Source organism: Saccharothrix syringae (assembly GCF_009498035.1).
Classification (GTDB): domain Bacteria; phylum Actinomycetota; class Actinomycetes; order Mycobacteriales; family Pseudonocardiaceae; genus Actinosynnema; species Actinosynnema syringae.
This window is the reverse complement of sequence record NZ_CP034550.1, coordinates 1,276,767-1,302,308: the sequence shown is the minus strand read 5'-3', so window position 1 is coordinate 1,302,308 and position 25,542 is coordinate 1,276,767. Positions and strand designations below refer to the sequence as shown.

At 73.6% G+C, this 25,542-nt stretch carries 31 protein-coding genes and 1 tRNA gene; 17 read left to right on the top strand and 15 right to left on the bottom strand.

What is annotated here, in order from left to right:
• Positions 1–411: 411 nt before the first annotated feature.
• The 5 genes from EKG83_RS06120 to EKG83_RS06100 all read left to right on the top strand — a co-directional run bounded on the left by EKG83_RS06120 (position 412) and on the right by EKG83_RS06100 (position 5,587).
• On the top strand, positions 412–2,235 hold the full coding sequence (locus EKG83_RS06120; RefSeq protein WP_228122516.1) for an LCP family protein: 1,824 nt from the start codon (positions 412–414) through the stop codon (positions 2,233–2,235).
• Positions 2,236–2,263: 28 nt separating this feature from the next.
• Entirely contained in the window at positions 2,264–2,965 is a 702-nt protein-coding gene (locus EKG83_RS06115; protein ID WP_051766436.1) for a SanA/YdcF family protein, read from the top strand.
• Positions 2,966–3,083: 118 nt separating this feature from the next.
• Entirely contained in the window at positions 3,084–3,581 is a 498-nt protein-coding gene (locus tag EKG83_RS06110; protein ID WP_170191903.1) for a helix-turn-helix domain-containing protein, read from the top strand.
• 114 nt (positions 3,582–3,695) lie between these two features.
• Positions 3,696–4,874, top strand: coding sequence for a Mur ligase family protein (locus EKG83_RS06105; protein WP_084716811.1), 1,179 nt, complete (start codon positions 3,696–3,698; stop codon positions 4,872–4,874).
• Positions 4,871–5,587, top strand: coding sequence for a type 1 glutamine amidotransferase (locus EKG83_RS06100; RefSeq protein WP_033433267.1), 717 nt, complete (start codon positions 4,871–4,873; stop codon positions 5,585–5,587). The genes EKG83_RS06105 and EKG83_RS06100 overlap by 4 nt, the downstream gene beginning before the upstream one ends.
• Positions 5,588–5,776: 189 nt before the next feature.
• Here EKG83_RS06100 and EKG83_RS06095 read toward each other — a convergent pair whose 3' ends face one another.
• The gene (locus tag EKG83_RS06095) at positions 5,777–7,264 is read right to left on the bottom strand and encodes a flavin-containing monooxygenase (protein ID WP_033433268.1); all 1,488 of its coding nucleotides are present in this window, start codon (positions 7,262–7,264) and stop codon (positions 5,777–5,779) included.
• Between the two features lie 76 nt (positions 7,265–7,340).
• Between EKG83_RS06095 and EKG83_RS06090 the strand changes: the two genes are divergently transcribed.
• The gene (locus tag EKG83_RS06090) at positions 7,341–7,958 is read left to right on the top strand and encodes a TetR/AcrR family transcriptional regulator (RefSeq protein ID WP_228122515.1); all 618 of its coding nucleotides are present in this window, start codon (positions 7,341–7,343) and stop codon (positions 7,956–7,958) included.
• On the opposite strand, the gene EKG83_RS06085 is transcribed toward EKG83_RS06090, so the two are convergent.
• Positions 7,939–8,373 (bottom strand): hypothetical protein, encoded by a 435-nt coding sequence (locus tag EKG83_RS06085; RefSeq protein WP_153277907.1) that lies wholly within the window; start codon positions 8,371–8,373, stop codon positions 7,939–7,941. The genes EKG83_RS06090 and EKG83_RS06085 overlap by 20 nt on opposite strands.
• A gap of 195 nt (positions 8,374–8,568) precedes the next feature.
• Between EKG83_RS06085 and EKG83_RS06080 the strand changes: the two genes are divergently transcribed.
• On the top strand, positions 8,569–8,868 hold the full coding sequence (locus EKG83_RS06080; protein WP_033433270.1) for a hypothetical protein: 300 nt from the start codon (positions 8,569–8,571) through the stop codon (positions 8,866–8,868).
• Positions 8,869–8,920: 52 nt separating this feature from the next.
• A complete protein-coding gene (locus EKG83_RS06075; protein WP_033433271.1) occupies positions 8,921–9,553 on the top strand; it encodes a TetR/AcrR family transcriptional regulator in 633 nt (210 codons plus the stop codon).
• On the opposite strand, the gene EKG83_RS06070 is transcribed toward EKG83_RS06075, so the two are convergent.
• Positions 9,546–9,767, bottom strand: coding sequence for a DUF3618 domain-containing protein (locus EKG83_RS06070; protein WP_033433272.1), 222 nt, complete (start codon positions 9,765–9,767; stop codon positions 9,546–9,548). The two genes, EKG83_RS06075 and EKG83_RS06070, sit on opposite strands and share 8 nt — an antisense overlap.
• Before the next feature lie 180 nt (positions 9,768–9,947).
• On the opposite strand from EKG83_RS06070, the gene EKG83_RS06065 reads away from it, so the two are divergent.
• Positions 9,948–10,021 (top strand) — tRNA-Leu (locus EKG83_RS06065).
• Between the two features lie 30 nt (positions 10,022–10,051).
• Here EKG83_RS06065 and EKG83_RS06060 read toward each other — a convergent pair.
• Together EKG83_RS06060 and EKG83_RS06055 are read right to left on the bottom strand one after the other, a co-directional pair.
• A complete protein-coding gene (locus tag EKG83_RS06060) occupies positions 10,052–11,005 on the bottom strand; it encodes a CobW family GTP-binding protein (RefSeq protein ID WP_033433273.1) in 954 nt (317 codons plus the stop codon).
• Positions 11,006–11,021: 16 nt separating this feature from the next.
• Complete coding sequence (locus EKG83_RS06055; protein WP_033433274.1) at positions 11,022–11,570, bottom strand: TetR/AcrR family transcriptional regulator; 549 nt, start codon at positions 11,568–11,570, stop codon at positions 11,022–11,024.
• Positions 11,571–11,605: 35 nt separating this feature from the next.
• On the opposite strand from EKG83_RS06055, the gene EKG83_RS06050 reads away from it, so the two are divergent.
• Both EKG83_RS06050 and EKG83_RS06045 read left to right on the top strand, forming a co-directional pair.
• Entirely contained in the window at positions 11,606–12,040 is a 435-nt protein-coding gene (locus EKG83_RS06050) for an SRPBCC family protein (protein ID WP_211269177.1), read from the top strand.
• Positions 12,041–12,108: 68 nt separating this feature from the next.
• Complete coding sequence (locus tag EKG83_RS06045; protein WP_084716813.1) at positions 12,109–12,726, top strand: DedA family protein; 618 nt, start codon at positions 12,109–12,111, stop codon at positions 12,724–12,726.
• Here EKG83_RS06045 and EKG83_RS06040 read toward each other — a convergent pair.
• Positions 12,711–13,349: a response regulator transcription factor gene (locus EKG83_RS06040; protein WP_033433275.1), complete on the bottom strand. Its 639-nt coding sequence runs from the start codon at positions 13,347–13,349 to the stop codon at positions 12,711–12,713. The genes EKG83_RS06045 and EKG83_RS06040 overlap by 16 nt on opposite strands.
• Entirely contained in the window at positions 13,340–14,449 is a 1,110-nt protein-coding gene (locus tag EKG83_RS06035) for a sensor histidine kinase (RefSeq protein ID WP_063741410.1), read from the bottom strand. The genes EKG83_RS06040 and EKG83_RS06035 overlap by 10 nt, the downstream gene beginning before the upstream one ends.
• Before the next feature lie 141 nt (positions 14,450–14,590).
• Here EKG83_RS06035 and EKG83_RS06030 point away from each other — a divergent pair, with 141 nt between their 5' ends.
• Positions 14,591–15,871: a styrene monooxygenase/indole monooxygenase family protein gene (locus EKG83_RS06030; RefSeq protein WP_153277906.1), complete on the top strand. Its 1,281-nt coding sequence runs from the start codon at positions 14,591–14,593 to the stop codon at positions 15,869–15,871.
• Here the strand turns inward: EKG83_RS06030 and EKG83_RS06025 are convergent.
• Positions 15,837–16,877, bottom strand: coding sequence for an FAD-dependent oxidoreductase (locus EKG83_RS06025; RefSeq protein ID WP_033433276.1), 1,041 nt, complete (start codon positions 16,875–16,877; stop codon positions 15,837–15,839). The two genes, EKG83_RS06030 and EKG83_RS06025, sit on opposite strands and share 35 nt — an antisense overlap.
• Before the next feature lie 107 nt (positions 16,878–16,984).
• On the opposite strand from EKG83_RS06025, the gene EKG83_RS06020 reads away from it, so the two are divergent.
• The 3 genes from EKG83_RS06020 (at position 16,985) to bcp (ending at position 19,336) form a co-directional block, all read left to right on the top strand.
• Positions 16,985–18,013 (top strand): LLM class flavin-dependent oxidoreductase, encoded by a 1,029-nt coding sequence (locus tag EKG83_RS06020; RefSeq protein ID WP_033433277.1) that lies wholly within the window; start codon positions 16,985–16,987, stop codon positions 18,011–18,013.
• 285 nt (positions 18,014–18,298) lie between these two features.
• The gene (locus EKG83_RS06015) at positions 18,299–18,829 is read left to right on the top strand and encodes a hypothetical protein (protein ID WP_033433278.1); all 531 of its coding nucleotides are present in this window, start codon (positions 18,299–18,301) and stop codon (positions 18,827–18,829) included.
• Positions 18,830–18,862: 33 nt separating this feature from the next.
• Positions 18,863–19,336 (top strand): thioredoxin-dependent thiol peroxidase, encoded by a 474-nt coding sequence (gene bcp, locus EKG83_RS06010; protein WP_033433279.1) that lies wholly within the window; start codon positions 18,863–18,865, stop codon positions 19,334–19,336.
• Positions 19,337–19,391: 55 nt separating this feature from the next.
• Here bcp and rdgB read toward each other — a convergent pair whose 3' ends face one another.
• Positions 19,392–19,997, bottom strand: a complete 606-nt coding sequence (gene rdgB, locus EKG83_RS06005) for an RdgB/HAM1 family non-canonical purine NTP pyrophosphatase (protein ID WP_033433280.1) — start codon at positions 19,995–19,997, stop codon at positions 19,392–19,394.
• Complete coding sequence (gene rph / locus EKG83_RS06000; RefSeq protein ID WP_033433281.1) at positions 19,994–20,758, bottom strand: ribonuclease PH; 765 nt, start codon at positions 20,756–20,758, stop codon at positions 19,994–19,996. Before rph ends, rdgB begins: the two co-directional genes overlap by 4 nt.
• Before the next feature lie 54 nt (positions 20,759–20,812).
• Between rph and EKG83_RS05995 the strand changes: the two genes are divergently transcribed.
• Positions 20,813–21,331, top strand: a complete 519-nt coding sequence (locus EKG83_RS05995) for a DUF2231 domain-containing protein (protein WP_033433282.1) — start codon at positions 20,813–20,815, stop codon at positions 21,329–21,331.
• 24 nt (positions 21,332–21,355) lie between these two features.
• On the opposite strand, the gene EKG83_RS05990 is transcribed toward EKG83_RS05995, so the two are convergent.
• The 5 genes from EKG83_RS05990 to EKG83_RS05970 are packed head-to-tail and all read right to left on the bottom strand — an operon-like array spanning position 21,356 to position 24,505.
• Positions 21,356–21,757, bottom strand: coding sequence for an OsmC family protein (locus EKG83_RS05990; RefSeq protein WP_033433283.1), 402 nt, complete (start codon positions 21,755–21,757; stop codon positions 21,356–21,358).
• A 10-nt stretch (positions 21,758–21,767) separates the two neighbouring features.
• The gene (locus EKG83_RS05985) at positions 21,768–22,271 is read right to left on the bottom strand and encodes a hemerythrin domain-containing protein (protein ID WP_033433284.1); all 504 of its coding nucleotides are present in this window, start codon (positions 22,269–22,271) and stop codon (positions 21,768–21,770) included.
• Positions 22,261–23,073, bottom strand: a complete 813-nt coding sequence (locus tag EKG83_RS05980; protein ID WP_033433285.1) for an MBL fold metallo-hydrolase — start codon at positions 23,071–23,073, stop codon at positions 22,261–22,263. Before EKG83_RS05980 ends, EKG83_RS05985 begins: the two co-directional genes overlap by 11 nt.
• Before the next feature lie 17 nt (positions 23,074–23,090).
• Positions 23,091–23,888 carry a glutamate racemase gene (gene murI / locus EKG83_RS05975; RefSeq protein WP_033433286.1) on the bottom strand — a complete coding sequence of 266 codons (798 nt, stop codon included), beginning with the start codon at positions 23,886–23,888 and terminating at the stop codon, positions 23,091–23,093.
• The gene (locus tag EKG83_RS05970; protein WP_033433287.1) at positions 23,885–24,505 is read right to left on the bottom strand and encodes a rhomboid family intramembrane serine protease; all 621 of its coding nucleotides are present in this window, start codon (positions 24,503–24,505) and stop codon (positions 23,885–23,887) included. Before EKG83_RS05970 ends, murI begins: the two co-directional genes overlap by 4 nt.
• 189 nt (positions 24,506–24,694) lie before the next feature.
• Between EKG83_RS05970 and EKG83_RS05965 the strand changes: the two genes are divergently transcribed.
• A complete protein-coding gene (locus EKG83_RS05965; protein ID WP_322746632.1) occupies positions 24,695–25,537 on the top strand; it encodes an SMP-30/gluconolactonase/LRE family protein in 843 nt (280 codons plus the stop codon).
• The last annotated feature ends 5 nt before the right edge of the window (positions 25,538–25,542 follow it).

The following is a 25,542-nucleotide window of genomic DNA, read 5'->3' as shown; positions in this document are numbered from 1 at the left end:
CCGAGGCCAGGCGAACCCGACGGGTTCCGCGGGCGACCCGTTCCACCTCGTGGTCCTTCCGCGAGCCAACCCGACGCCCCCCGCGAGCAGGGGGCGTCGCGCGCCGAGCAACCGCGGCGTCGGCCCGACCGGACCGCCGGTGGGCGCGACGAGTACGTCGACGCGCCCACCGAACGCCCCCGGCCTCCGGTGACCGGGGCCGACCCGGACCGCTCCGGGCCGCGCCCCCGCCCCGCCGACGCGAACCGGTCCGGTGACCGCGCGGCCGGTCGCGGTGCGCCGGGGCGTGCGGGCGGCCAGGTCGGTGCGCCCGGCCGGGTGCCCCCGGCCGGTGAGGCCCCCGGTCGCGCCGGTGGACCCGCCCGGCCGCGCGGTGCGGCGGGACCCGCCGCGCGCGCGAACGCGCCGAGGGTGCGGACCGAGTCGGAGAGCACGGCCAGGATCGCGCCCGACGCGGCCGACCGGGAGGCGGCGGGCAGGGCGGACCGGGCCGGCGGCAAGGCGGCAGGCGTGGCCAAGGCAGCGGGCGCGGCGAGTGGCGCGGCCCGGCCGGGCACGGGTGCGGCCAAGGCCGGCGCTGTGGTGGGTGCGGCCGCGGGTGCGGCTGGTGCGGCCAAAGCAGCCGGCGCGGCCAAGGCGGCCGGTGCCGGTGCCCGCGGCCGGGTCGACGGCGCCGTCCGCGCCAAGGCCGGTGCCGAGCCCGGCGAGCGCCCCCGCCCGGCCCCGATGCGCACCGGACCGCCGCGGCGTCCCCCCGCGCGGCGCACCGGGTCCCTGGCCGGTCGCACGGTCATCGCGCTGTTCTCCACCGCCGTGCTGCTGGGCACCGGCTACGCGTGGGCCAACTTCCGGAACCTGACCGACAACCTGGCCACCACCGACGTGATCAGCGAGGAGGCCGGCGGCGAGAAGCCCGCCGACGGCTCGGTCGACATCCTGATGGTCGGCATGGACAGCCGCACCGACGCCAAGGGCAACCCGCTGCCCCAGGAGATCCTGGACGAGCTGCACGCGGGCGACGAGTCGGCAGGCGGCCTGAACACCGACACGATCATCCTCATGCACGTGCCGAACGACGGCGGCAAGGCGGTCGCGGTGTCGTTCCCGCGCGACTCCTACGTGCAGATCGACGGCGGCTACGGCCGGCACAAGATCAACTCGGCGTACGGCTACGGCAAGCAGGACGGCCTGGACGAGCTGCGGGAGAAGGGCGTCAGCGACCCGGCGCAGTTGGAGACCGGGTCCCGCCAGTACGGCGCCAAGACCCTCATCGGCACCGTCGAGAACCTCACCGGCGTCAAGATCGACCACTACGCCGAGATCAACCTGGTCGGCTTCTACGAGATCACCAAGGCCATCGGCGGCGTGGACGTGTGCCTGAACCAGGCCACCCGCGACACGTTCTCCGGCGCGGACTTCCAGGCCGGGCAGCAGCGCATCCAGGGCCGCGAGGCGCTGGCGTTCGTCCGCCAGCGGCACGGCCTGCTGCGCGGCGACCTCGACCGGATCGTGCGCCAGCAGGTGTTCATGGCCGGCCTGGCCAAGCAGATCCTGTCCGCGGGCACGCTGTCCGACCCGGGCAGGCTCGGCGCCCTGACCGACGCGCTGACCAAGTCGATCGTGCTCGACGAGGGCTGGGACGTGCTGCGGTTCGCCGGCCAGATGAAGGACCTGACCGGCGGCAACCTGAAGTTCGAGACCATCCCGACCGGCAGCCTGGAGCTGGAGACGCCCGAGGACGGCCTGGCGGTCGAGGTCAACGAGCGCGAGGTCAAGAAGTTCTTCAAGGCCCTCAACGCCGACCCGAACGCGCCGACCACCACCGCGCCCACCGTCGACCCGGCCACCGTGGTCGTCGAGGTGCGCAACGCCTCGGGCGTGGGCGGGCTGGCCTCGCGGGTGCTCCAGTCGCTGGTGGCCAAGGGCTTCGCGGACGGCGGCACGGCCAACGCCGAGGAGGCCGAGGACGTCTCGGTGGTCCGCTACGGCGTGGGCGGCGAGGCCGGCGCCGAGGCCGTCTCCGACGCGCTGGGCGGCATCGAGCTGGAGCAGGACGACGACATCCCGGCCGGGCACGCCCGCGTGTTCGTGGCCGGCGACTACACCGGGCCGGGCGCGCAGAACCTCGTCGGCGGGCCGCTGGTCGGCCTGGACGGGGCGCGGCGGCAGCCCGACACCACCGACACGACGACCGAACAGCCCATCACCGCGGACGGCGTGCGCTGCGTCAACTGAGCCGCGTGAACCGACTTGGGGGACCGGCATGGGGGACTTCACCGGACGCCTGCGCGCCCGGGCGGCGCGGTTCGCCCGGCGCCTGACCCGGCGGCGGGTGGTCGCGGCGCTCGCGCTGCTCACCGCGCTGGCGGCGACGCCGTGGGCGTGGGCGCAGCTGAGCAGCGCGCCGTACCGGCACGCGGCGGCGGACGTGCCCGAGGCGCCGGTCGCGCTGGTCCTCGGCGCGGGCCTGACCAGCGCGGGCACGCCCTCGGCGTTCCTGGCGGGCCGGCTGGACGTGGCGGCCGGGCTGTACCGCGCGGGCAAGGTGCGGGTGCTGCTGGTCAGCGGCGACAACAGCAGCACCGACTACGACGAGCCGAGCGCGATGCGGGACTACCTGGTCGCGCGGGGCGTGCCGGAGCGGGTGGTGGTGGCCGACTACGCGGGCCTGGACACGTGGGACTCGTGCACGCGGGCCAGGCGCATCTTCGGCGTGACCCGGCTCACCGTGGTGACCCAGTCGTTCCACCTGCCGCGCGCGGTGGCGCTGTGCCGGGCGGCGGGTCTGGAGGCGTTCGGCGTCGGGCACGACACCTCGCGGCAGTGGCGGGCGACGACGGCCTACGGGTACTTCCGCGAGGCGCTGGCGGCGGGCAAGGCGATGTGGGACGGCCTGGTTGCCAAACCCGACCCCCGGTTCCTCGGTCCGCTCGAACAGGGCGTGACCAGCGCTCTTGCGGAGTGAAACGCTACTCTCCGTACGACTGGGTTAGCCCGATCGGGCGATAAATTGAAGAACCCGCGTAAGCAAACGGCACATGGTCCCTTCCATCTGCGTGGGGTTCGTCGAAACCCCGGCGGACATGGAGGACTCCACGGTGCAGATCGACACAGCGGCGTACCAGCGCGTGCTCGGTGATGAGCTCCGCAGCCTTCGCAAGCAGCGCGGGTGGACCCGCAAGGAGCTCAACCGGCGGCTGCAGAGCGACATCTCCCTGCAGACGCTGGCCACCTACGAACTGGGCACCCGCCAGTGCTCGGTGGTGCGGTTGGTGGAGATCTGCGTCGCCCTGGGCGTGCCCGCGCACCAGGTGCTCGCCCGGGTCCACGAACGGGTGTTCGGCGACACGCCCACCGGGCACCTGCCGGTCAGCCTCACCGCGGTCGTCTCCGACACCCGGCCCCAGCTGCTGCCGCTGCGCCGCTGGGCGCAGGGCAGGCTGGCCCAGCTCGTGCCCGGCCAGTCGACCGAGGTCCACCTGGACCTGCCGGCGCTGGAGTACATGGCCCAGTTGTGCCAGCTCAGCACGGTCGAGCTGATCAGGACCCTGCGGGAGCTGGAGCACCACGGCCACCGGTAGCATCGGGGGACCCCCTCCCCCACCACCGATGCAGGAAGTCGCTTGCCGAACACTCCAGGTGCAGACCCAGCCCGCCTGCCGCTGCGCACCGCGGCCGCCGTGCGACTGGGCAACATGAGCTCGAAGCTGTCCCAGAAGATGGGACTGGGCGCCGGCGGCATGATCGGCGGCCGGGTCGCGCTGAGGCTGGACCCGCAGGCGCTGGCGAACCTGACCCAGGGTCGGACCGTCGCGCTGGTGACCGGCACCAACGGCAAGACCACCAGCACGATGATGCTCAGCCGCGCCGTGTCGGCCCTCGGCGAGGTCGCCACCAACCACGGCGGCGCGAACATGCCCGACGGGCACGTGACCGCGCTGTCCAAGCAGCCCGACGCGCCGTACGCGGTGCTGGAGGTCGACGAGGGCTACTTCCCGGAGGTCGCGCGGGCCTCGGCGCCGGCGGTGGCCGTGCTGCTCAACCTCTCGCGCGACCAGCTCGACCGGGTCGGCGAGGTCCGCACCATCGAGAAGTCGCTGCGCACCGCGCTGACCGGCGTGCCCGGCGTCGTGGTCGCCAACTGCGACGACATCATGGTGACCTCGGCGGCGCGGGACGCGCGGTCGGTGGTGTGGGTCGCCACCGGCACGGGGTGGCACAACGACTCGGCGTCGTGCCCGCGGTGCGGCGACCCGATCCGCTGGCAGGGCGAGCACTGGGCGTGCACCGGGTGCGACCTGGCCCGGCCGCGGCCGCACTGGGTGACCGGCGAGGGCTACCTGGTGACGCCCGGCGGGGTGAAGGTCGAGCTGTCGCTGCGCCTGCCCGGGAAGTTCAACCAGGCCAACGCGGTCATGGCGACGGCCGCCGCGCACGCCGTGGGCGTGCCGGTGGAGGAGGCCGTGCAGCGGCTGCGCGGCGTGTCCAACGTGGCCGGCCGGTACCGGACGATCCAGCGGTCCGGGCACAAGGCGCGGCTGCTGCTGTCGAAGAACCCGGCCGGGTGGAGCGAGACGCTGACCGTGGTGCGGGAGGCCGACCACCCCGCGGTGCTGGTGATCAACGCGCAGGAGGCCGACGGGCGCGACCTGTCGTGGCTGTGGGACGTGCCGTTCGAGAAGCTGCGCGGCCGGCGCGTGATCGCGTCCGGCGAGCGGGCCACGGACCTGGCCGTGCGGCTGACCTACGCCGAGGTCGAGCACACCATCGTGCCGGACCCGCTGAAGGCGATCGACGCCATGCCGCCGGGACCGGTCGAGGTGATCGCCAACTACACCGCTTTCCGCGACCTGAACGCGAGGGCCGCCCAGTGAGCAACGACAAGGTCTCCATCGCCCTGGTCCTGCCGGACCTGCTGGGCACCTACGGCGACTTCGGCAACGCGGTGGTGCTGGAGAAGCGGATGACGTGGCGGGGCATCCCCGCGGAGATCGTCACGGTGAACTTCGGCGAGCCGGTGCCGGACTCGTGCGACATCTACGTCGTCGGCGGCGGCGAGGACACCGCGCAGACCCTGGCCGTGCGGCACCTGCGGGACCACCCGGGCATGCAGCGGGCCGCGGCGCGCGGCGCGGTGGTGCTCGGGGTGTGCGCGGGCATCCAGATCTTCGGCGAGTCGTTCACGAGGGCCGACCAGGTGACGCACCCCGGCCTCGGGCTGCTCGACTCGACGTCGCACGCGGGCGGCAGCCGGGCCATCGGCGAGGTCGTCGCCACGCCGGCGGACGGCCTGTTCGAGGGCCTGCTCACGGGGTTCGAGAACCACCAGGGCCGCACCGTGCTCGGCCCGTCGGCCCGGCCGCTGGCGCACGTGAAGGTCGGCACCGGCAACGACGGCTCGGTCGAGGGCGCCGTGCAGGGCCGCATCCTGTGCACCTACCTCCACGGCCCGGTGCTGCCGCGCAACCCCCAGCTCGCCGACCTCCTCATCGAGTGGGCCACCGGCACCAAACCGGCCCCCCTCGAACTGGAGGCCGTGACCAGGCTGCGCACCGAACGCGCCAAGGCCGCCGGCGTCCCCGCCTGACCCCAGGACTCCGCGCGAGTCGAACCTCCAACCCCCTCGTGTCGAACGCTCAAGACCCCCGAGTTCAACGCTCAGGACCCCCGAACTCGACATTCAGGCCCCGCACCGATCGCCGGTGCGGGGCCTGAATGTAGAACTCGGGGGTCCTGGAGGTTCGACACGCGGGGTCTGGAGGTTCGACTCGCGGGGTTAGGCGGGGAGCTTGGTTCGGCGGGCCCGGGTCAGGGTGTAGTCGGCCGGGTTGACGGTCCTGGTGCGCATCCAGTAGCGCCAGGTGAAGCCCGGCCACACGGTGCGGTTGACGCCCTGCGCGTCGAGGTACCAGCTCTTGCAGCCGCCCTCGGTCCAGACGCCCCTGGTCAGCTTGCGCTGGAGGTGCCGGTTGAACCGGGCCTGCACCTGCGGGCGCACGTCGATCTCGTCGGCACCGTGGCGGTCGAGCAGCTCCAGGCACTGGCGGACGTAGCGGATCTGGGACTCGATCATGAACACCACCGAGTTGTGCCCCAGGCCGGTGTTGGGGCCCAGCAGGAAGAACAGGTTGGGGAAGCCCGAGACCGTGATGCCGTAGTAGGTCTCGATGCCCTTCTCCCGCCACTGCTTGGCCAGGTCCACGCCGCCCTTGCCCGCGATGTCCAGGTAGTCGAACGCGTCGACCACGTGGAACCCGGTGCCGTAGATGATCACGTCGACCTCGTGCTCCACGCCGGCCGCGTCGACGATCGAGTTCTCCCGCACCTCGGCGATGCCGTCGGTCACCAGCTCGACGTTGTCGCGGTTGAGCGCCGGGTAGTAGTCGTTGCTGATCAGCACGCGCTTGCAGCCCATGGTGTAGTCCGGCGCCAGCTTCTCCCGCAGCGCCGGGTCCCGGACCTGCGAGCGCAGGTGCCGCCGGGCGATGTTCTGCGCGAACTCCATGATCCTCGGGTTCACCGCGAACCCGAGCGCGGTCGACTCCCGCGTCCAGTACACGAAGTCCCGGTACAGGCGCTGGGTGAACGGCAGCGCGCCGAACAGCCGCTGCTCCCAGCTCCTGATCGACCGGTCCATCTTCGGCATCACCCACGGCGGCGTGCGCTGGAAGACGGTCATCCTCCCGACCTCGCCGGCGATGCGCGGCACGAACTGGATGGCGCTCGCGCCCGTGCCCACCACCGCCACCCGCTTGCCGCGCAGGTCGTAGTCGTGGTCCCACTGCGCCGAGTGGAACGCCTTGCCGCGGAAGGACTCGATGCCCGGCAGCGCCGGGACGTTCGGGATGTGCAGCGCGCCGACGCCCGCGACCAGGGACCTGGCGGTGTAGGTGTCGCCGTTCTCGACGCTGACGTGCCAGACCTTGGCGTCCTCGTCCCACCGGGCACCGCTCATCTTGCTGTTGAACCGGATGTGCGGCCGCAGCCCGTACTTGTCGGCCACCCGCTTGAGGTAGTCCCAGATCTCGGGCTGCCGGGCGAACATCCGCGACCAGCGCGGGTTCAGCTCGAACGAGAACGAGTACATGTGGGACGGCACGTCGCACGCGCAGCCGGGGTAGGAGTTGTCCCGCCACGTGCCGCCGAGGTCCGCCGCCTTCTCCAGCACGACGAAGTCCCGCTCGCCCGACCGCTTCAGCTCGATCGCCATGCCCAGGCCGGAGAAGCCCGTGCCGATCACCAGGACCTTGACCTCTCGGTGCATGCCCGTCCTCCCAGTCCGCGACTACTCCGCAGTAGGTTACTCGAAGTAAGTTACTTGCGGTAGTACTCTCGGCCGGGTGACCACCCCGGAGCCGAGGCGCCGCCGGATGCCCAAGGCCGAGCGCAAGGCGCAGATGCTCGACGTCGCCGAGGCGGTCTTCGCCGAGCGCGGCTACCTCGCCGCGTCGATGGACGAGATCGCGGAGCGGGTCGGGGTGTCCAAGCCGATGCTCTACGAGTACTACGGCTCCAAGGAGGGCCTGCTCATCGGCTGCATCCACCGCGCGCGCACCGAGCTGTTCGAGCGCACGCAGCGGGCCATCGCGGGCGCGGACGGCCCCGAGGAGGTGCTGCGGCAGGGCCTGCTGGCGTTCTTCGGCTTCATCGACGAGCGCAAGCAGTCGTGGGCGCTGCTGCGCCAGGAGGCGGCGATCACCGTGCCGTCGGCGGTGGAGGAGGTCGAGGGCATCCGCCTCCAGCAGACCGACCTCATCGCGGCGGTCATCACGACCTTCCGACCCGACATCGACCCGGTCGAGGCCGCGGCCTTCGCCGAGATCGTGGTGGGCTCGACCGAGCGGCTGGCGCTGTGGTGCGAGCACCGCCCCGAGGTGGACCCCGCCCGCGCGACCGCCTACGTGATGGACGTGGTGTGGCGGGGCGTGGCCGGCCGGCTCACGCCCGCCGACGGCTGAACAGCACCAGCAGCGACCCCGTCAGCAGCGCGACCAGGCCGAGCAGCGACGGCCACAGCGCCCGGGGCCCCGTGTCCGCCAGCGCGTCGGCGGACGGCGGCACCGCCCGCGGCGCGGGCGCCGACGCGACCACGGGCGCGGTGGCCACCACGGCGAGCACCGCGGAGGTCGGGCCCGCGGCCGCCGTGGACCCGGCGACCGCCGCCGTCGTCGTGGTCGTGGTCGCGACGGCCGACGTGCCCGAGAGGTCGGCGGTGGTCGTCGCCGCGGCCGAGGTGCCCGAGAGGTCCGCGGTGGTGGTCGGGAAGGGGCACGGCGGGTCGCCCAGGTGTCGGCACGGGCCCGCCGACGCCGTCCCGGGCAGGGCCGACAGCCCCAGGCACAAGCACAGGGCGACAGCGGTTCGACGGCTCATGACGACCTTTCGGACGTGTTCGGTGCTCCGAACAGAGTATCGCCGTTCCGGTGCCGTGCGTTACCGGACGAGCACCGTCCGTGTGTCGCGCCGATATGCACAACCCGGGTCCCGCTCACTCGTTAGAGGGACAGAAGGCATGCTCGACCCGAAACGCCGGTCATATGGAGGCACCGACCGACGGAAGGCCGAGCCATGCCCACACCCCCCATCACCGCGAACTACCGGCGCGACGGCGACGACTGGGCGGTCACCGTCCGCGCCGGTGCCGACGAGCTCGCCGCGACGGCGCCCGGCCTGATCGCGGCGCGCATCGCGGCCGAGCAGCTGGTGGCCCAGCTCGCCGGTGGGCGCGCCCACCCGGCCGTGGTCCACCTGCTCGACGGGGACGCGTTCGCCTTCTCGGTGGCGTACCTGCACACGCGTGCGGGTCTCGTGCCACCGGCGGGCGAACCCGAAGCGAGAAGAACTCACGACCAGGTGATCGAGGGCTGAGGCCGCGCGCCCCGGCCTAGGATGACCGCCCAAAGGCGACGGGAGCGCAGAGATGGCGACACCGGTTTACAGCGGGACTCGCACCGCCCAACGGGGAAGACCCAGGGACGCGAGCCGGGACGACGCGTTGCGGCAGGCCGCGCTGGAGGTGATGGCGGAGGTCGGCTACCGGGCCCTGACCATGGACGCCGTCGCGGCCCGCGCCCGGGCGGGCAAGGCCACCATCTACCGCCGCTGGGAGTCCAAGCTGGACCTGGTGATCGACACCTGCACCCAGCTGGCGCACCGGAACCTGCCCGAGCCGGACACCGGTTCGCTGGAGGGCGACCTGCGGGAGTTCCTGAGCGGGTTCGCCGCGTTCCTGTCCGGCCCGATCGGCAAGGCGGCCCAGGCGCTGGTCGGCGAGCTGCCGCACGAGCCGGAGCTGGCCACCGCGTTCCGCGACACGTTCCTCACCACCCAGCGCGACGTGCTGCGCCGCATCCTGGAGCGGGCCGACGAGCGGGACGAGCTGCGCCCGGAGGCGCCGCGCGGCATGGCCGTCGAGCTGGCCGGCGCGGCGCTGATCTACCGGCTGATGCTGACCGGCGACCCGCTGGACGTGCCGTTCGTGGACCGGGTGGTCGAGCAGGTGCTGGTGCCCCTCGTCGCCAAGGGGCCCCAGGAGGTCTCCGAACTCACCTGAACAGCTTGCGCAGCAGCGCGAACGCGACCAGCGCGCCCACCGCGACCAGCGCGTACCTGACCTTGGGCTCGTCGAGCTTCGCCCGCACGCTCTCCTTGCCCGACTCGACGAAGCGCTGGGGGTTCGCCCTGGTGCCCAGCTCGTCCAGGGTCGCGGCCAGCGCGTCACGGGCCTGCTCGATCTCGCGCTGGATGGTGTCCGGGTCGCGCGCCACATGTCCTCCCTCGCCACGGTGTGCCCCGACAACCGTAGTTCAGGCGCGGGCGCGGCGTTGCGCGGACCGGCCGACCGGCGCCGCGGAACCCCGTTCCCCCTCAGGAGCGCCCCGGCCCGTCGTCCCGCCGGCGGTCCCTCGGCGACCGGCCGGCGGGGCTGCCGATAAGCTCGGCACGACGGGGTCGTAGCCCAATTGGCAGAGGCACACGGTTTAGGTCCGTGCCAGTGAGAGTTCGAGTCTCTCCGGCCCCACGCGACGGCCCTCGGCTCGTGCCGGGGGCCTCACGCCAGGTACCGCAGGACCTCCAGCATCGACTGCGGGTCCACCGAGCCGGGGTCGGGTTCGACGCAGGCCGCCAGCTCCGCGCGGAGCGCGGCGGTGTCCAGGCCGGTGCCGATCAGCACCAGCTCGGTGCGCCGCGGCCCCTCCCACGCCGAGCGCTCGAACCGCAGGAACGCGCCCACGGTGTGCAGGGAGAACCGCTGCCGGTGGCCGGGCACGTCGAACAGCACGAAGCCCTTGACCCGGTAGAGCCCCTTGGGCCGGCGGTCCAGCAACGCCATGAGCCGCACGGGGTTGAGCGCGCCCGCGGTGAAGTCGACGCTCTCGTAGCGGGCGTGGTCGTGCTCGTCGGGCTCCAGCAGGTCCTCGAACGACAGCTGGCCGTACCGGGTGCGGGGGCGGGGGTCGAACAGCAGGCCGGGGTCGACGCGCCCGAACACCGACCGCACCACCGGCACGCCGGGCTCCAGCCGGTGGACCTCCCGCTCCAGGGCGTCGGGGTCGGCGGCGCGGTCGACCTTGTTGAGCACCACCAGGTCCGCCACGCGCAGGTGCCGGGCCAGGTCGTCGGGGAACTCGGCCGCGTCGACCAGCAGCACCAGGCCGCCGTAGGTGAGGTCCGGGTTCTCGCTCGCCAGCACCATCCGCGCCATGGCCTCCGGCTCGGCCAGGCCGCTCGCCTCGATCACCACCACGTCCACCCGCCCGACCAGCCTGGCGAGCATCCCGTCGAGCTCGGAGACGTCGATCGCGCAGCACAGGCAGCCGTTGCCCAGCGACACCGCCGAGTCGACCTGCCCGGCCACGGTCATCGCGTCGATGCCGATCGCGCCGAAGTCGTTGACCAGCACGCCGATCCGGGTGCCGCGGGCGGCGGCGAGCAGGTGGTTGAGCAGCGTGGTCTTGCCGGCGCCGAGGAAACCCGCCACGACCACCACCGGGGTCCGCTTCACGCCGGGCGATCCTAGTTCAGCCGGTCATGAGCGCGATGAACTGCTCCATCGCCGCGTCGACCCCGGCGACGTCGTCGGTGGCCACGAGGTCGAGCAGCAGGCCGCGCGCGACGGCCAGCCCGAGCCGGGCGCGGGCGAGGGCCACGTCCGGGGCGTGCCCGCGGGCGCGTTCGAGGGCCGCGGCGGGCTCGACCCAGCGGGACACGATCCCGTCGAGCAGCGCGGTCGTGCCGGGCCGCCCCTGCGCCGCCTGCCCGTACAGCTCGAAGAACAGCCGCTCGTGCGCGCGCAGCGCCGGGTCGGTGAGCACCCGCCAGAACTCCCGCGCCGCCTCGGCCGGGTCGTCGGTGCGCAGCGACGCCAGCACCTGCCGCTGCTTCTCCTCGACCGCCTTGACCACCTCGACGAGCAGGCCCTCCTTGGAGCCGAAGTGGTAGAGGAGCATCCGGTGGCTGGTGCCGACGGCGGCGGCCAGCGCCCGCAGGCTCACGTCGCCGAGGCCGTGCGCGGCCAGGTGCTCGACCACGGCGGACAGCAACCGGTGCCGCGCCTCTTGTCCCTCCATGTACCGAATGGTACATGTACCACATGGTACAACGAGTGGACGTCACGGTGCGCAGCGCGGCACCACCCGAAGCGGTGTTCCGCCTGGCCGCGGACAGCTCGACCTGGCCCCTCTGGGCACCGATCGTCACCTATGCGCGTGAACGGGCGGGTGATGCGAGTGGGGTCGGTGAGATTCGGGTATTCCGGACCAAAGGACGCAAGGCGCTCACGAGGGAGGAGGTCGTCGAACTGACGCCGAACCGGCGGGTGGGCTACGTCCTGCTGTCGGGCCTGCGGATCCACGACTACCGGGCGTTCATCGACCTCGCGCCGGACGGCGCCGGGACGGCGATCCGCTGGCACTCGTGCTTCGAGGCCGACGTGCGGGGCACCGGCTGGCTCTACCGCCTGGCGCTCCGAGCCGTGATCTCGCGTTTCGCCGAGGGGCTGGCCGCGCACGCCGCGCGGTCGGCGGGGGGACCAGCCTGAGGTTTTCCGCACCCCGCTGTGAGGTCGGCTTCATGGTGGCCGCGTCGGCCGGTTCGTAACTTCGGATCATGGATGTCGTCTCGTGGGTCACCGACCTGATGGACAAGTTCGGCGCGCCCGGCGCCGGCCTCGCGATCGCGCTGGAGAACCTGTTCCCGCCGCTGCCCAGCGAGCTGTTCCTGCCGCTGGCCGGGTTCACCGCGGGCCAGGGCCGGATGAACCTGGTCGCCGCGATCCTGTGGACCACCGCCGGGTCCGTGGTCGGCGCGCTGCTGCTGTACTACCTGGGCGCCGCGCTGGGCCGGGACCGGCTCCGCCGCGTGGTCGAGCGGATGCCGCTGATGAAGGTCTCCGACGTCGACCGCGCCGAGCAGTGGTTCGCCCGGCACGGCCGGGGCACGGTCTTCTTCGGCCGGATGGTGCCGGTGTTCCGCAGCCTCATCTCGATCCCGGCGGGCGTGGAGCGCATGCCGGTGCCCCAGTTCACCCTGCTCACCGCGGCGGGCAGCCTGATCTGGAACACCGCGCTGATCCTGGCCGGCTACTTCCTGGGCGCCAACTACCACCTGGTGGAGCAGTACCTGGGCATCGTGTCCAAGGTCGTGCTGGGCCTGCTGGCCGCGGCCGTGGTGTGGTTCGTGGTCTCGCGGGTGAACCGGCGGCGGGGGTCTCAGGCCCGCAGGTAGCGCAGGATCGCCAGCACGCGCCTGCTGTAGCCGTCCGCGCCGGACAGGCCCAGCTTGTCGAAGATCGAGTTCACGTGCTTCTCCACCGCGCTGCGCGACACGTGCAGCCGCGCCGCGATCGCGTTGTTGGTGTGCCCCTCGGCCATGTGCGACAACACGTCGCGCTCGCGCGCGGTGAGCACGTCCAGCGGGGAGGTCGTGCGGGCCAGCAGCCGCCGCACCACCTCGGGGTCGAACGCGACACCGCCGTCGCCCACCCGGCGCAGCGCGTCCAGGAACTCCTCCACCTGGACCACCCGGTCCTTGAGCAGGTAGCCCACGCCGTCGGCGTGCCCGGTGAGCAGGTCGGCGGCGTAGCGCTGCTCCACGTACTGCGACAGCACCAGCACGCCGACGCCGGGGAACCGGCCGCGGATCTCCAGCGCGGCCCGCACGCCCTCGTCGGAGTTCGTCGGCGGCATCCGCACGTCGGTCACCACCACGTCCGGCAGGTGCGCGGCCGTGGCCCGCAGCAGCGCCCCCGCGTCGCCGACGGCGGCCACCACCTCGTGCCCCTCCTCGGTCAGCAGCCGCACCAGGCCCTCGCGCAGCAGCGTCGAGTCCTCGGCCAGGATCACGCGCACGGGACCTCCCCCGCCGGGGCCCGCCCCGACGGCACCCCGCCCGCCGGCGCCCCGTCCGGTGCCACCCCGGCCCGCGGGACCACCGCGGTGATCACCGTGGGCCCGCCGGCCGGGCTGCTCACCGCGAACCCGCCGTCCAGCGCGAGCACCCGCCGGGACAGGCCCGCGAGCCCGCCGCCCGCCGGGTCCGCGCCGCCGGCGCCGTCGTCGGTGACCGAGACGCGCACCGCGCCGTCGTCCGCGGTGATCTCCACGTCGACCATGGTGGCACCCGAGTGCTTGGCCGCGTTCGTCACCGCCTCGCACACCACGAAGTACACCGCCGTCGCCACCTGCGGCGGGACGTCCGCGACCGCGCAGCGCAGGCGCACCGGGACGGGCGAGCGGTCGGCCACCGCCTCCAGGGCCTCGGCCAGGCCCAGCGAGTCCAGCGCGGCCGGGTAGACCCGCCAGGCGACCTCGCGCAGGTCCTCCAGCACGTGCCGGGACTCCTCGTGCGCCTGGGCCAGCAGGTCGGCGGCGGCCCCCGGGTTGCGGCGGGCCCGGCCCAGCAGCACGCCCAGCGCGACCAGCCGCTGCTGCACGCCGTCGTGCAGGTCGCGCTCGATGCGGCGGCGCTCGGCGTCCACCGCGGCCACGATGCCCGCCCGGCTCGCGGACAGCTCCTCCACGCGCCTGCGCAGCAGCTCGGCCTCGCTGGGGCCCAGCCACCGGTGCGCGACCTTCGCCTCCAGGGCGACCACGCCGATGATGCCCTGGACCTCCACGTAGAGCAGGACCACGCCGATCAGGCCCGTCCAGGCGAACTCCGCCCAGTCGTCCGCCAGCCCGGTGCCGTCGCCGGCCACCAGCCGGTAGGCGATCACCAGACCCCAGTAAAGGCCGTAGAAGAGCCACACCAGCACGAACCCGCCGAACAAACCGACCGCTGTTCGGATTGCGAGGTACCGAACCGCCCGCCCGGGGGCCGGCTCGGCCGCATCGATTCCGAGGAACCATTCGAGGCGGCGGCGCTCCCACCGGGCGACGGCGGTGGCCCTCGACCGGGCGAGCACCACCACCAGCAGGTTCACCGGCGCGGTGGCGAAACCGAGGAACAAGCCGGCAACAATACGCAACCCCCTGTGCACGTTGTCGAGGCTAGTAGACCCGATCGTGCTATGGCGCCACCCCGGACGGGCCGCCAATTATCTGTAAACGTGCACTCCATCGCCGTCGTCGGTGCAGGTCAGGCAGGAATCGTGTTGTCCGCGGCGCTGCTGCGGGCCGGGTGGCGGGTCTCGCTGTGCTCCGACCGGGAGGCCGAGGACTTCCTCGCCGACCGGGGGCGGCCGACCGCCTGCCTGTTCGGGGACCAGGTCGAGTACGAGGCCGAGCTGGGCCTGGACTTCTGGCCCGAGGCGCCCCGGATGCGCCGCATCCACCTCGACCTGGCCACCGACGACGGCGCGGTCGCCTTCGCCGTGGACGCGCCGCTGCGCAAGCCCGCGCTCGCGGTCGACCAGCGGCTGAAGTTCTGGCGCGGCCTGCGGGAGCTGCGCGGGCGCGGCGCCCGGGTGACCGTCGGCCGGGTGACCGGGGCCGACCTGGAGGAGCTGGCCGCGACGCACGACCTGGTCGTGGTCACCGCCGGGCACCGGTCGCTGACCGGCCTGTTCGAGCGCGACCCGGCCCGGTGCGTGCACACCGAGCCGCAGCGCAGGCTGTTCATGGTCAACGTGCACGGGTACGACACGGCCGCCCGCCCCGAGCACGAGGAGGGCGTGTTCTCGTTCCTGCCGGGCACCGTGGAGGTGTTCTGGGTGCCGTTCCACGACAAGGACGTCGGCGAGTCGCGCAGCATCGTGCTGGAGGCCGCGCCCGGCGGCCGGGCGGACCGGTTCTGCCGCGTCACCACGGCCGACGAGGGCCTGGCCGTGCTCAAGGAGCTGGTCGACGAGCTGCTGCCGCACGAGTCGGCGTTCCTGGGGCCCGCGCGGGCCACCAGCCCGGTGACCTGGATCAAGGGCGAGGTCACCCCGGTGGTGCGAAGACCGGTCGGGGTGCTGCCGTCGGGCAGGCACGTGCTCGGGCTCGGCGACGCGGTGGTGCTCAACGACCCGCTGACCGGGCAGGGCGCGAACAACGCCACCCGGATGGCCCGGTTCTTCGCCGACGAGCTGACCGCGTTCGACGGCCCGTACACGCCGGAGTGGCTGGCGGGCAGGTTCGACGAGTGGTGGGAGCGCGGGCGCTACACCAACGAGTTCACCAACCGGATGCTGGCGCCGCTGGGCGAGGCGCAGAAGGAGCTGATCCTGGCCGCCTCGCACCACCCGGAGATCGCCGAGCGGCTGTGGGAGGGCTTCAACGACCCCGCGTCGCTGGCGCCGTGGTTCTTCGAGCCGCCGGCGACCCGCGAGTTCCTGGCGCGGTGCGACGTGGGGCGGTGGGACGTGCTGCGCTACAAGCTGGGGGTCGGTGCGCGGGTCGTCGCGCACAAGCTGTTCAAGCGGCCTCTGAACGGGCCTGCAGCGCCTTGATCTCCCGCGCCGCCGCGCGCCCGGCCCGGGTGGCGCCGACCGTGCTGGCGGACGGGCCGTAGCCGACCAGGTGCACGCGCGGGTCCGCCACGACCCGCGTGCCGTCGAGCCGGATGCCGCCGCCGGGCTCGCGCAGGCGCAGCGGCGCCAGGTGGTCCAGGGCGGCGCGGAAACCGGTGGCCCAGAGGATCGCGTCGGCGCGCAGGGCACTGCCGTCGGCCCAGGCCACGCCGTCCTCGGTGAGGCGCTCGAACACCGGCCGCCGGGCGAGGACCCCGTTCGCCAGGCCCGCGCGGACGGCCGGGGTGAGGCTCAGCCCGGTCACGCCGACCACGCTGCGCGGCGGCAGGCCGAGCCGGACGCGCTCCTCGACCCGCGCCACGGCGGCGCGGCCGACCTCGGGGGTGAACGGCGCGTCGGAGAACTCCGGCTCGCGGCGGGTCACCCAGGTGGTGCCCGCGGCGTGCCCGGCGATCTCCAGCAGCTGCTGGACCGCGGACGTGCCGCCGCCCACCACGACCACGTGCCGCCCGGCGAACTCCTCGGGCCCGCGGTACTGCGAGGAGTGCAGCTGCCGGCCGCGGAACAGCTCCTGGCCCGGGTAGCGGGGCCAGAACGGGCGCGTCCAGGTGCCGGTGGCGTTGACCAGGGCCCGCGTGTCGAACGCACCCCGGTCCGTCTCGACCCGCAGCAGGCCGTCGAGGTCGCGGACGGCGCGCACGCGCACCGGGCGCCGCACGCGCAGGCCGTTACGGCGCTCGAAGTCGGCGAAGTAGGCGGGCAGCACCTCGTTCGCGGGCGCGTCCGGGTCGGGTTCGGCGAAGGGCGTGCCCGGCAGGTCGTGGATCCCGTGCACGGTGGCCATGCGCAGGGTCGGCCAGCGGTGCCGCCAGGCCCCGCCGGGGCCGTCCTCGGCGTCGAGGACGAGGTGGTCCAGCCCGGCCCGCTCGAGGAAGTAAGCGGCGGACAAGCCCGCTTGACCGGCGCCGATGACCACCACGTCCATGTCCTGGACAACGCTCCCCGCGCGGCCCGGCTTCCGCGCGGGGGTCGTCGCGACGGTCACACCCGGTCGGCGGAAGCCCCGGCGCCCCGCGCGCGTTGTGCTGGAGCATGAGCCGACTTCGCGACGTGCCGCTGTCCGCACTCGACCTGGCGCCGGTCACCACGGCCGCGGACGCGCGCACCGCCCTGGCCCACACCCGGGAGCTGGCGCAGCACGTCGAGCGGCTGGGCTTCACCCGGTTCTGGCTGGCCGAGCACCACAACATGCCCGGCATCGCCAGCTCGTCGCCGGCGATCCTGATCGGCCACGTCGCCGACGCCACCACCACGCTGCGGGTCGGCTCGGGCGGCGTGATGCTGCCCAACCACCCGCCGATGGTGGTGGCCGAGCAGTTCGGCACGCTCTCCGCCCTGCACCCCGGCCGGATCGACCTGGGCATCGGCCGCGCGCCGGGCACCGACCAGCGCACGGCCCAGGCGCTGCGCCGCAGCACCGGGCCGCTGTCGGTGGACGACTTCCCGCAGCAGCTCGCCGAGCTGACCGGCTACTTCGACGGCACCGAGCCGCTGGACGCGGTGCCCGCCGCGGGCAACAAGCCCGACGTCTTCCTGCTCGGCTCCAGCGGGTACAGCGCGCAGGCCGCGGCCCTGCTCGGGCTGCCGTTCGCGTTCGCCCACCACTTCAGCGCGGAGAACACCCTGCCCGCGCTCGCCCTGTACCGCGAGCGGTTCCGGCCGTCGGCGCGGCTGGCCGAGCCCTACGCGGTGGTGTGCGCCTCGGTGGTCATCGCCGACACCGACGAGCGCGCCAAGTACATCGCGATGCCCAGCGCGCTGTCGTTCCTCAACCTGCGCAAGGGGCAGCCCGGCCGGATGCCCACCAACGAGGAGGCCGCCGCCTACCCGTTCACCGACCTGGAGCGGCTGCTGGTGGAGGACCGGCTGGCCGCGCAGGTGGTCGGCTCGCCGACGACCGCCCTGGCCCAGCTGGAGCGGCTGCTGGCCGACACCGCCGCCGACGAGCTGATGGTGACGACCATGGTCGCCGAGCAGGCCGACCGGCTCCGGTCGTACGAAATCCTGGCCGAACTGGCCCATCGTTCATCCGAACGGGTGAATACTGAAGTAGAGGTGTAGCGGTTCGGCCCCGGATCGCGATGATCCTTGTGAGCGCGCACGCCCCCCGACGCGCTCTCCAACTCCAGGGGCGGTTCGCCGCCCCGGGTTCGGCCGCCGCCGATCCGCGTGGGCGCCGCCCGGTGTGGCGACGCCCACGCGGGCGGCCGCGCGTCATCACGGGTTGGCCACGGGCAGGCACCAGGTGCGCTTCAAGGCCCCGGATCACCGCCCGCTCGCCCCTCATCCCCGCCATGGTGGTGGCAGTCGCAGCAAGCCCACCGCCGGGGCGGGAAGGGGAGGTTCGTGAAGTTCGCCAGACTGGCCGTCGGCGTGTGCTTGGGCCTGGCCGTGGCGGGGTGTGCGGACCATCCCGACGTGACGGCCGGCTCCGGCCCGGCCGCCGTGGCCCACGAGGACCCCGAGGCGCCGCCCAGATCGGGCCCCACCGAGTTCGGCACACAGCGTGTGTGGGCCGACGGGATGGCCGTCACCGTGTCGCAGCCGACCTCGCTCAAGCCCAGCGACACCTCGTTCCCGCAGGCGCCGCGCACCGCCGTGTTCACGCTGACCCTGGTCAACGGCACCAAGGCGGCCTACCGCACCAACCTGCTCGCGGTGCGGGCCGAGGTCGCGGGGAAGCCGGTGGCCGAGGTGCGCGACTCGGTGCAGGGGCTCAACGGCATCACCGCCGCGGTCGCCGAGGTCGCGCCGGGCGCCGACACGATGCTGACCGTGGCGTTCGCCGTGCCCGAGGACCCGGTGCGGCTGCGCCTGGTGGTCGAGCCCAACGGGGCGGGGCAGGAGCCCAGCGCGGTGTTCGAGGGCCAGACCTGACCCCCGCGCCTGCCCTGGGTAGCGTTGCGCGCCATGACCGAGCAGAAGCGCCTGTCCCCCGGCGACCAGGCCCCGGCGTTCACGCTGCCCGACAGCGAGGGCAAGCCCGTCTCGCTGTCCGACTACCTCGGCCGCTCCGTGGTCGTCTACTTCTACCCGGCCGCGAGCACGCCGGGCTGCACCAAGCAGGCGTGCGACTTCCGCGACAGCATCGGTGAGCTGGCCACCGCCGGCTACGACGTCGTGGGCATCTCCCCGGACAAGCCGGAGAAGCTGGCCAGGTTCGCCGCGGCGGAGGGCCTGAACTTCCCGCTGCTGTCCGACGTCGACCGCGCGGTGCTCACCGAGTGGGGCGCGTACGGGGAGAAGCAGAACTACGGCCGGACGGTCATGGGCGTGATCCGGTCGACGTTCCTGGTCGGGCCGGACGGCAGGGTGGTCAAGGCCATGTACAACGTCCGCGCCACCGGCCACGTGGCCAAGCTGCTGCGCGAACTGCCCGCCTGAGCCGTCGCCGGTCGCCCTCCCCGCCCGGGGAGGGCGACCGGAACAGCTCTCGTGCTCAGTCCCGGGCCTGCTCCCGCAGGTGCGGCAGCAGCAGGCGCAGCGCGCGGCCCCGGTGGGACAGCGCGTCCTTCTCCTCCGCCGACAGCTCGGCCGACGTCACGTCGTGGCCCTCCGGCCGGAACACCGGGTCGTAGCCGAAGCCGTTCTCGCCGCGCGGCTCGCGGGTGATCGACCCCCGCCACTCGCCGCGGACCACGACCTCCGCGCCCGGCCCGGACACGAACGCCGCCGCGCACACGAACGCCGCGCCGCGCCGCTCGTCCGGCACGTCGCGCAGCTGCCCCAGCAGCAGCTCGGTGTTGGCCGGGTCGTCGCCGTGCCGGCCCGACCAGCGCGCCGACAGCACGCCCGGCATGCCGTTGAGGGCGTCGACCGCGATGCCCGAGTCGTCGGCCACCGACGGCAGGCCGGTGGCGCGGAACGCGTCCCTGGCCTTGGCCAGGGCGTTGCCCTCGAACGTCGGCTCGGTCTCCGGGGCCTCGGGGAACTCCGGCACGTCGTCCAGGCCCACCACCTCGACGCCCGACAGGCCCTCGGCCAGCACGATGCGGCGCAGTTCGCCGAGCTTCTTGGGGTTGCGGGACGCCAGCAGCAGCTTCACTTCTTCTTCGCCTTCGGCTCGGGCAGCACGCCGGGGTAGGGCTGGGCCAGCGCCTCGGCCTGGACCCGGTTGAGCTCGGCGCAGCCCTGGAGGGCCAGGTCGAGCATCTTGTCCAGGGTCGAGCGCGCGAACGTGGCGCCCTCGCCGGTGCCCTGGACCTCGATCAGCGTGCCGGCGTCGGTGGCCACCACGTTCATGTCGACCTCGGCGCGCGAGTCCTCCTCGTACGGCAGGTCCAGCCGCACCCGGCCGTCCACCACGCCCACCGAGACGGCCGACACCGCGCACGACAGCGGCTGCGGGTCGGCCAGGCGGCCCGCCGCGCCCAGCCACGTCACCGCGTCCGCCAGGGCCACGTACGCGCCGGTGATGGCCGCGGTGCGGGTGCCGCCGTCGGCCTGGATCACGTCGCAGTCGATGACGATCGTGTTCTCGCCCAGCGCGGCCAGGTCGATGCAGGCGCGCAGGGCGCGGCCGATCAGGCGGCTGATCTCGTGCGTGCGCCCGCCGATGCGGCCCTTGACCGACTCGCGGTCGCTGCGGGTGTGCGTGGCCGACGGGAGCATCGCGTACTCGGCGGTGACCCAGCCCAGCCCGGACCCGGAGCGCCACCTCGGCACGCCCTCGGTCACGCTGGCCGCGCACAGCACGCGGGTGTTGCCGAACTCGATCAGCACCGACCCGGCCGGCCACTGCTGGAAGCCGCGGGTGATCCGGATGTCGCGCAGCACGTCGTCGTTCCTGCCATCGCTCCTCAGCACGGCACTACCCTATTGCGCTGAACCCGGGGGCGACCCACCGGCGTAGGGAGAGACATGGCACTGGCGAGCGACCTGAGCACGGTGTTCGGCCTCCCCACGCACCCGCTGCTGGTCCACGCGGTGGTGGTGCTGCTCCCGCTGGCCGCGGCGAGCGCCGCCGCGCTGGCCGTGGTGCCGCGCTGGCGGCGGCGGTACGCGGTGCCGCTGCTCGGCGTGACCCTGGCGGGCGTCGGCTCGGTGCCGCTGGCCCAGTGGTCGGGCGGTCGGCTCCACGAGCGGTTCGCCGACTCGGACGACCAGCTGATCCGGCGGCACGTGGAGCTGGGCAACGACCTGCTGCCGTTCGCGCTGGGGTTCGGGCTGTCGGTGGTCGCGCTGCTGGTCGCGGGGCGGTTGGCCGACCGCGAGCGCGCGGCGGCGGCCGACGACGGGAACGTGCCCCCGACGTGGCGGCGCATCGCCGCGGTGGTGGCGGTGCTGGTGATCGGCGCCGGCGTGGCCGCGACCGTGCAGACGGTGCGCATCGGGCACAGCGGGTCGACGGCCGTGTGGCACTGGGTCACCGAGGGGTAGCGGCGGGTCGCCGGGACAGGGGCGTCAGTCGCCGGGCAGGTGCAGCGGCGTGGGCGGTGCCTGCTTCAGCGTCCGCGTCACCGTGCACAGCTGCTCGACCGCGCGCCGCACCGCGGCCTCCAGCGCGGCGCGCTGCCCCTCGTCCAGGGCCGAGACGTCGTAGTCGAGGGTGACGGGCACCTCGTGCAGCTCGTGCGCGCCCTCGGGCCGCACGTCGTCCGCGCGGGCCGCCAGCCCCTCGCCGACGCGGCGGGTGACCAGCGTCTCCGCGGTCACCGCCGCGCAGCCCGCCGCGGCCGCGAGCAGCAGCTCCACCGGCGTGAAGGCGCCCTCCGCGCCCTTGCGGCCGACGCGCACGGAGGCGCCCCGGCCGTTCTCGGCCACGAAGTCGTGCTCACCGACCCGACGCACCTCGACGTTCGACACGAGGCCGACGTTAGTCGATGCGGTCCTTGGTGTCGGCCGCGACGCGACGCACGTAGGAGATGTCGCCGCAGTCGTCGTCCAGGCGGTCCTGCCGGATCTCCAGGAACAGCTTGCCCAGCTCCTCGCGGCGCTCGTCGGCCACCTGCTCCCGAGCGTCGTTGAGGATGGTCCGCTCCTCCTCGTCCACGTGGTGGTTGAGCGCCTCGACCAGCTCTTCGAGCTTGCTCTCCCACTCCTCGGACTCGGTGTCGGTGATCTCCATGAGGGCCAGCAGCGCCTGGTGGCCCTCGGCGTGCTCCTCGGCGCCGTGGTCGACCTCGTCGTTGTCGACCTCCTTGTAGCGCTTGAGCGCCGGGTACACCTCGGACTCCTCGGCCTCGGCGTGGGCGACGAGCAGGGCGGCCAGCTCGCCCAGCAGTGCCGACCGGTCGGAGTTCCGGTCGCGCAGTTGGCGGAACAGCTCCTCGAACCTGCGGTGGTCTTCGAGGATCAGCTCGACGACGTCAGTTGCCATGGCCGCCGATTACCCGGACCGCCGGCTCGTCAACCGCGTAGGTCCCGCCCGGCCGGACCAGCTCCACCGGCCCCTCGAAGCGGTCCAGCGCCTCGTCGAGCACGGCGTCCTTGTCGGTCCACGGCGCAACGTGGGTCAGCAGCAGCCGGCCCACCCCGGCGGCCGCGGCGAGGTCACCCGCCTGGACGCCGGACAGGTGGTGCCCGGCCGGCCGGTCCTCGGCGTGCGTCCAGGTCGCCTCGGACAGCAGCACGTCCACGCCGGCGGCGAGGGTCGTCAGCGCCTCGCACGGCCCGGTGTCGCCGGTGTAGGCGAGGGTGGCGGACTCGGTGGCGATGCGGAACCCGTAGGTCTCGACGGGGTGGTCGACGAGCACCGGGGTGATCTCGAACGGGCCCACCCGGAACGGCGCGCGGTCGACCAGGGCGTGGAACTCGAAGACGTCGCCCAGGTCGGTGGTGAGCAGTTCCTCGGCGGTCTCGGCGTAGGCGCGGGCGAACCGGTCCGGGCTCTCGGCGGGGCCGTGCACGGGCAGCCGGCGTTCCCGCGTGTCGTAGGGCGGGTGGGTGTGGTAGCGGCGGGTGACCGCGAGGGTGGTGAAGTCGCTGCAGTGGTCCGGGTGCAGGTGGGAGAACAGCAGCGCGTCCAGCGAGAACGGGTCGTGGTGTGCCTGCAGGGCGGCGAGCGCGCCACTGCCCAGTTCGATCGCGAGCCGACAGCCGTCCGCCTCGACGAGGTAGCCGGATGCGGGGCCGTCCGGTCCCGGCAGGCTGCCCGAGCAGCCGAGGATGGTCAACAGCACCCGGCGAGCGTGCCGGCTCAGCCGTGGGCGCGAAAGGAGGCGTTTTCCAACTGGGGCAGGAATCGCCGGGCCAGCCTGGCGAAGGGCTCCACCGGGCCGGTGCACGAGAACAGCCGGTCGGGGGTGCCCTCGCGGAACAGGTCGTGCTCGGTGAGCAGGCGGACCACGTCCTTGACGGTCTCCTCGGCGCTGGAGACCAACGTCACGTCGCCGCCCATGACGATCTGGACCACGCCGGTGAGCAGCGGGTAGTGCGTGCAGCCGAGGACCACGGTGTCGACCTCGGCGCGTTGCAGCGGCTCCAGGTACGCCTGGGCCAGGCCGAGGACCTGGCGGCCGGAGGTGATGCCGCGCTCGACGAAGTCCACGAAGCGCGGGCAGGCGACGGCGGTGACCTCGACGTCGCGCGCGGCGGCGAACGCGTCCTGGTAGGCGCCGGAGGTGACCGTGCCCTGCGTGCCGATGACGCCGACGCGGCCGCTGCGGGTGGTGGCGACCGCGCGGCGCACGGCGGGCAGCACGACCTCGACCACCGGGATGGCGTAGCGCTCCCGGGCATCGCGCAGGCAGGCGGAGGACGCCGTGTTGCACGCGATGACGAGCAGCTTCGCCCCGTCGGCCACGAGCTGGTCGGCGATCTCCAGGGCGTGCTTGCGCACCTGGGCGATGGGCAGCGGGCCGTAGGGCGCGTTGGCGGTGTCGCCGACGTAGCGGATGCGCTCCTCGGGCAGCTGGTCCATGATCGCCCGCGCGACGGTGAGGCCGCCGACGCCGGAGTCGAAGATCCCGATGGGCGAGTCGGCGCTTGGTGTCACGCCCCGAGACTAGTCCCGGCGCCCTTCCGAGCGGCCCTGGCGTCGCGGGCCACGCCCCACGCCGCGAGCACGCCGCCGAGCGCGCCGAACAGGTGGGCCTCCCAGGAGATGCCGGGCCGGCCGGGCAGCACGCCCCACAGCACGGCGCCGTAGGCGGCGAAGACGGCCGCGGCGACCACGACCTGCCGCGGGCTGCGCGCGAACAGGCCGCGCACCAGCAGGAAGGTCAGGAAGCCGAACACCAGGCCGGACGCGCCGATGTGGGGGCCGGGCTGCCCGAAGACCCAGATGCCCAGGCCGCTGGTGAGCCAGATGACCGCGGTGACCTGGAGGAACTGCGCGATGCCGCCCGAGGTGGCCAGGAAGCCCAGGACCAGCAGGGGCACCGCGTTGTTGGTCAGGTGGGCCCAGTCCGCGTGCAGGTACGGGTACCAGATGATGTTGTCCCACTGGGCGAAGTTCCGCGGGAGCACCCCGTTGGCGTCCAGCGCGCCGCCCGCCACCACGTCGAGGGCCTCCACCGCGTACAGCAGCGCCACGAACCCCAGCACCACCACCGCGGACACCACCGGGTTGGGCGGGATCACCCTCTTGGCCAGCACACCACCACCGTCCACCCCACCAAACCTACGCGAGTCGAACCTCCAGCCCCCTCGTGTCGAACCCCCAGGACCCCCGAGTTCCACATTCGCGCCCTGGCGGTCGAGCCCGAATGTGGAATTCGAGGGGTCCGGAGGTTCGACACGAGGGGTCCGAGTGTTCGACTCGCGGGGTCCGGGGGTGGGGCGGGGCCGTAGGGTGGGGTGGTGATCGAGGTGGCGGTGCGGGCCGAGGCGGCCCTGGGGGAGGCCCCCACGTGGGACCACGCGAGCGGGACGCTGCTGTGGGTGGACGTGCTCGCCTCCGAGGTGCACCGGCACAGCCCGGCGCGGGGCGACGACGCGGTGCTGGAGGTGCCCCAGCACGTGGGCGCGGCCAAGCCGCGGTCCCGGGGCGGGCTGGTGCTCAACCTGCGCGACGGCATCGCCCTGCTGGACCGGGACGGGACCAGGACCTGGCTGGTGTACTGGGCGCGGGAGGGCGTGCGGGGCAACGACGCCGCGGTCGACCCGGCGGGCAGGCTCTGGGCGGGCACCATGCGCTACGACGAGGAGCCCGACGGCTGGCTGGCCCGCGTCGAGCCCTCCGGTGACGCCAAGGTCGTGCTGGACAAGGTGGGCGTCAGCAACGGCATCGGCTGGAGCCCCGACTCGACCCTCATGTACTACATCGACTCCGCGGAACGCCGCATCGACGTGCTGGACTACGACCGCGACACCGGCGAGGCCACCAACCGCCGCCCGCTCGCCCGGGTGCACCGCGGCCTGCCCGACGGCCTCACCGTGGACGCCTCCGGCGCCGTCTGGGTCGCCCTGTTCGGCGGTGCGGCCGTCCACCGCTACACCCCCGCCGGCGAGCTGGACCTGGAGCTGGAGCTGCCGGTCGGCCAGCCCACCGCGTGCTGCTTCGGCGGCCCGGACTTCACCGACCTGTACGTCACCAGCGCCCGCACCGGCCTGTCCGGCGACGCCCTGAGCGAGCTGGCCGGCTCCGTGCTGGTGCTGCCCGGTGTCGGCGAGGGCCTGCCGTCCAACGCCTTCGCCGGCTAGCGCCC

Coding starts and splice junctions, on each gene's coding strand:
- EKG83_RS06115 (WP_051766436.1), top strand. CDS start 2,264: ATGGGGGACTTCACCGGACGCCTGCGCGCCCGGGCGGCGCGGTTCGCC.
- EKG83_RS06080 (WP_033433270.1), top strand. CDS start 8,569: ATGCCCACACCCCCCATCACCGCGAACTACCGGCGCGACGGCGACGAC.
- EKG83_RS06020 (WP_033433277.1), top strand. CDS start 16,985: ATGAGCCGACTTCGCGACGTGCCGCTGTCCGCACTCGACCTGGCGCCG.
- EKG83_RS06025 (WP_033433276.1), bottom strand. CDS start 16,877: ATGGACGTGGTGGTCATCGGCGCCGGTCAAGCGGGCTTGTCCGCCGCT.
- EKG83_RS06105 (WP_084716811.1), top strand. CDS start 3,696: ATGAGCTCGAAGCTGTCCCAGAAGATGGGACTGGGCGCCGGCGGCATG.
- bcp (WP_033433279.1), top strand. CDS start 18,863: ATGACCGAGCAGAAGCGCCTGTCCCCCGGCGACCAGGCCCCGGCGTTC.
- EKG83_RS05995 (WP_033433282.1), top strand. CDS start 20,813: ATGGCACTGGCGAGCGACCTGAGCACGGTGTTCGGCCTCCCCACGCAC.
- EKG83_RS05985 (WP_033433284.1), bottom strand. CDS start 22,271: ATGGCAACTGACGTCGTCGAGCTGATCCTCGAAGACCACCGCAGGTTC.
- EKG83_RS06110 (WP_170191903.1), top strand. CDS start 3,084: ATGGAGGACTCCACGGTGCAGATCGACACAGCGGCGTACCAGCGCGTG.
- EKG83_RS06055 (WP_033433274.1), bottom strand. CDS start 11,570: ATGGAGGGACAAGAGGCGCGGCACCGGTTGCTGTCCGCCGTGGTCGAG.
- EKG83_RS06075 (WP_033433271.1), top strand. CDS start 8,921: ATGGCGACACCGGTTTACAGCGGGACTCGCACCGCCCAACGGGGAAGA.
- EKG83_RS06045 (WP_084716813.1), top strand. CDS start 12,109: ATGGATGTCGTCTCGTGGGTCACCGACCTGATGGACAAGTTCGGCGCG.
- EKG83_RS06095 (WP_033433268.1), bottom strand. CDS start 7,264: ATGCACCGAGAGGTCAAGGTCCTGGTGATCGGCACGGGCTTCTCCGGC.
- EKG83_RS06085 (WP_153277907.1), bottom strand. CDS start 8,373: ATGAGCCGTCGAACCGCTGTCGCCCTGTGCTTGTGCCTGGGGCTGTCG.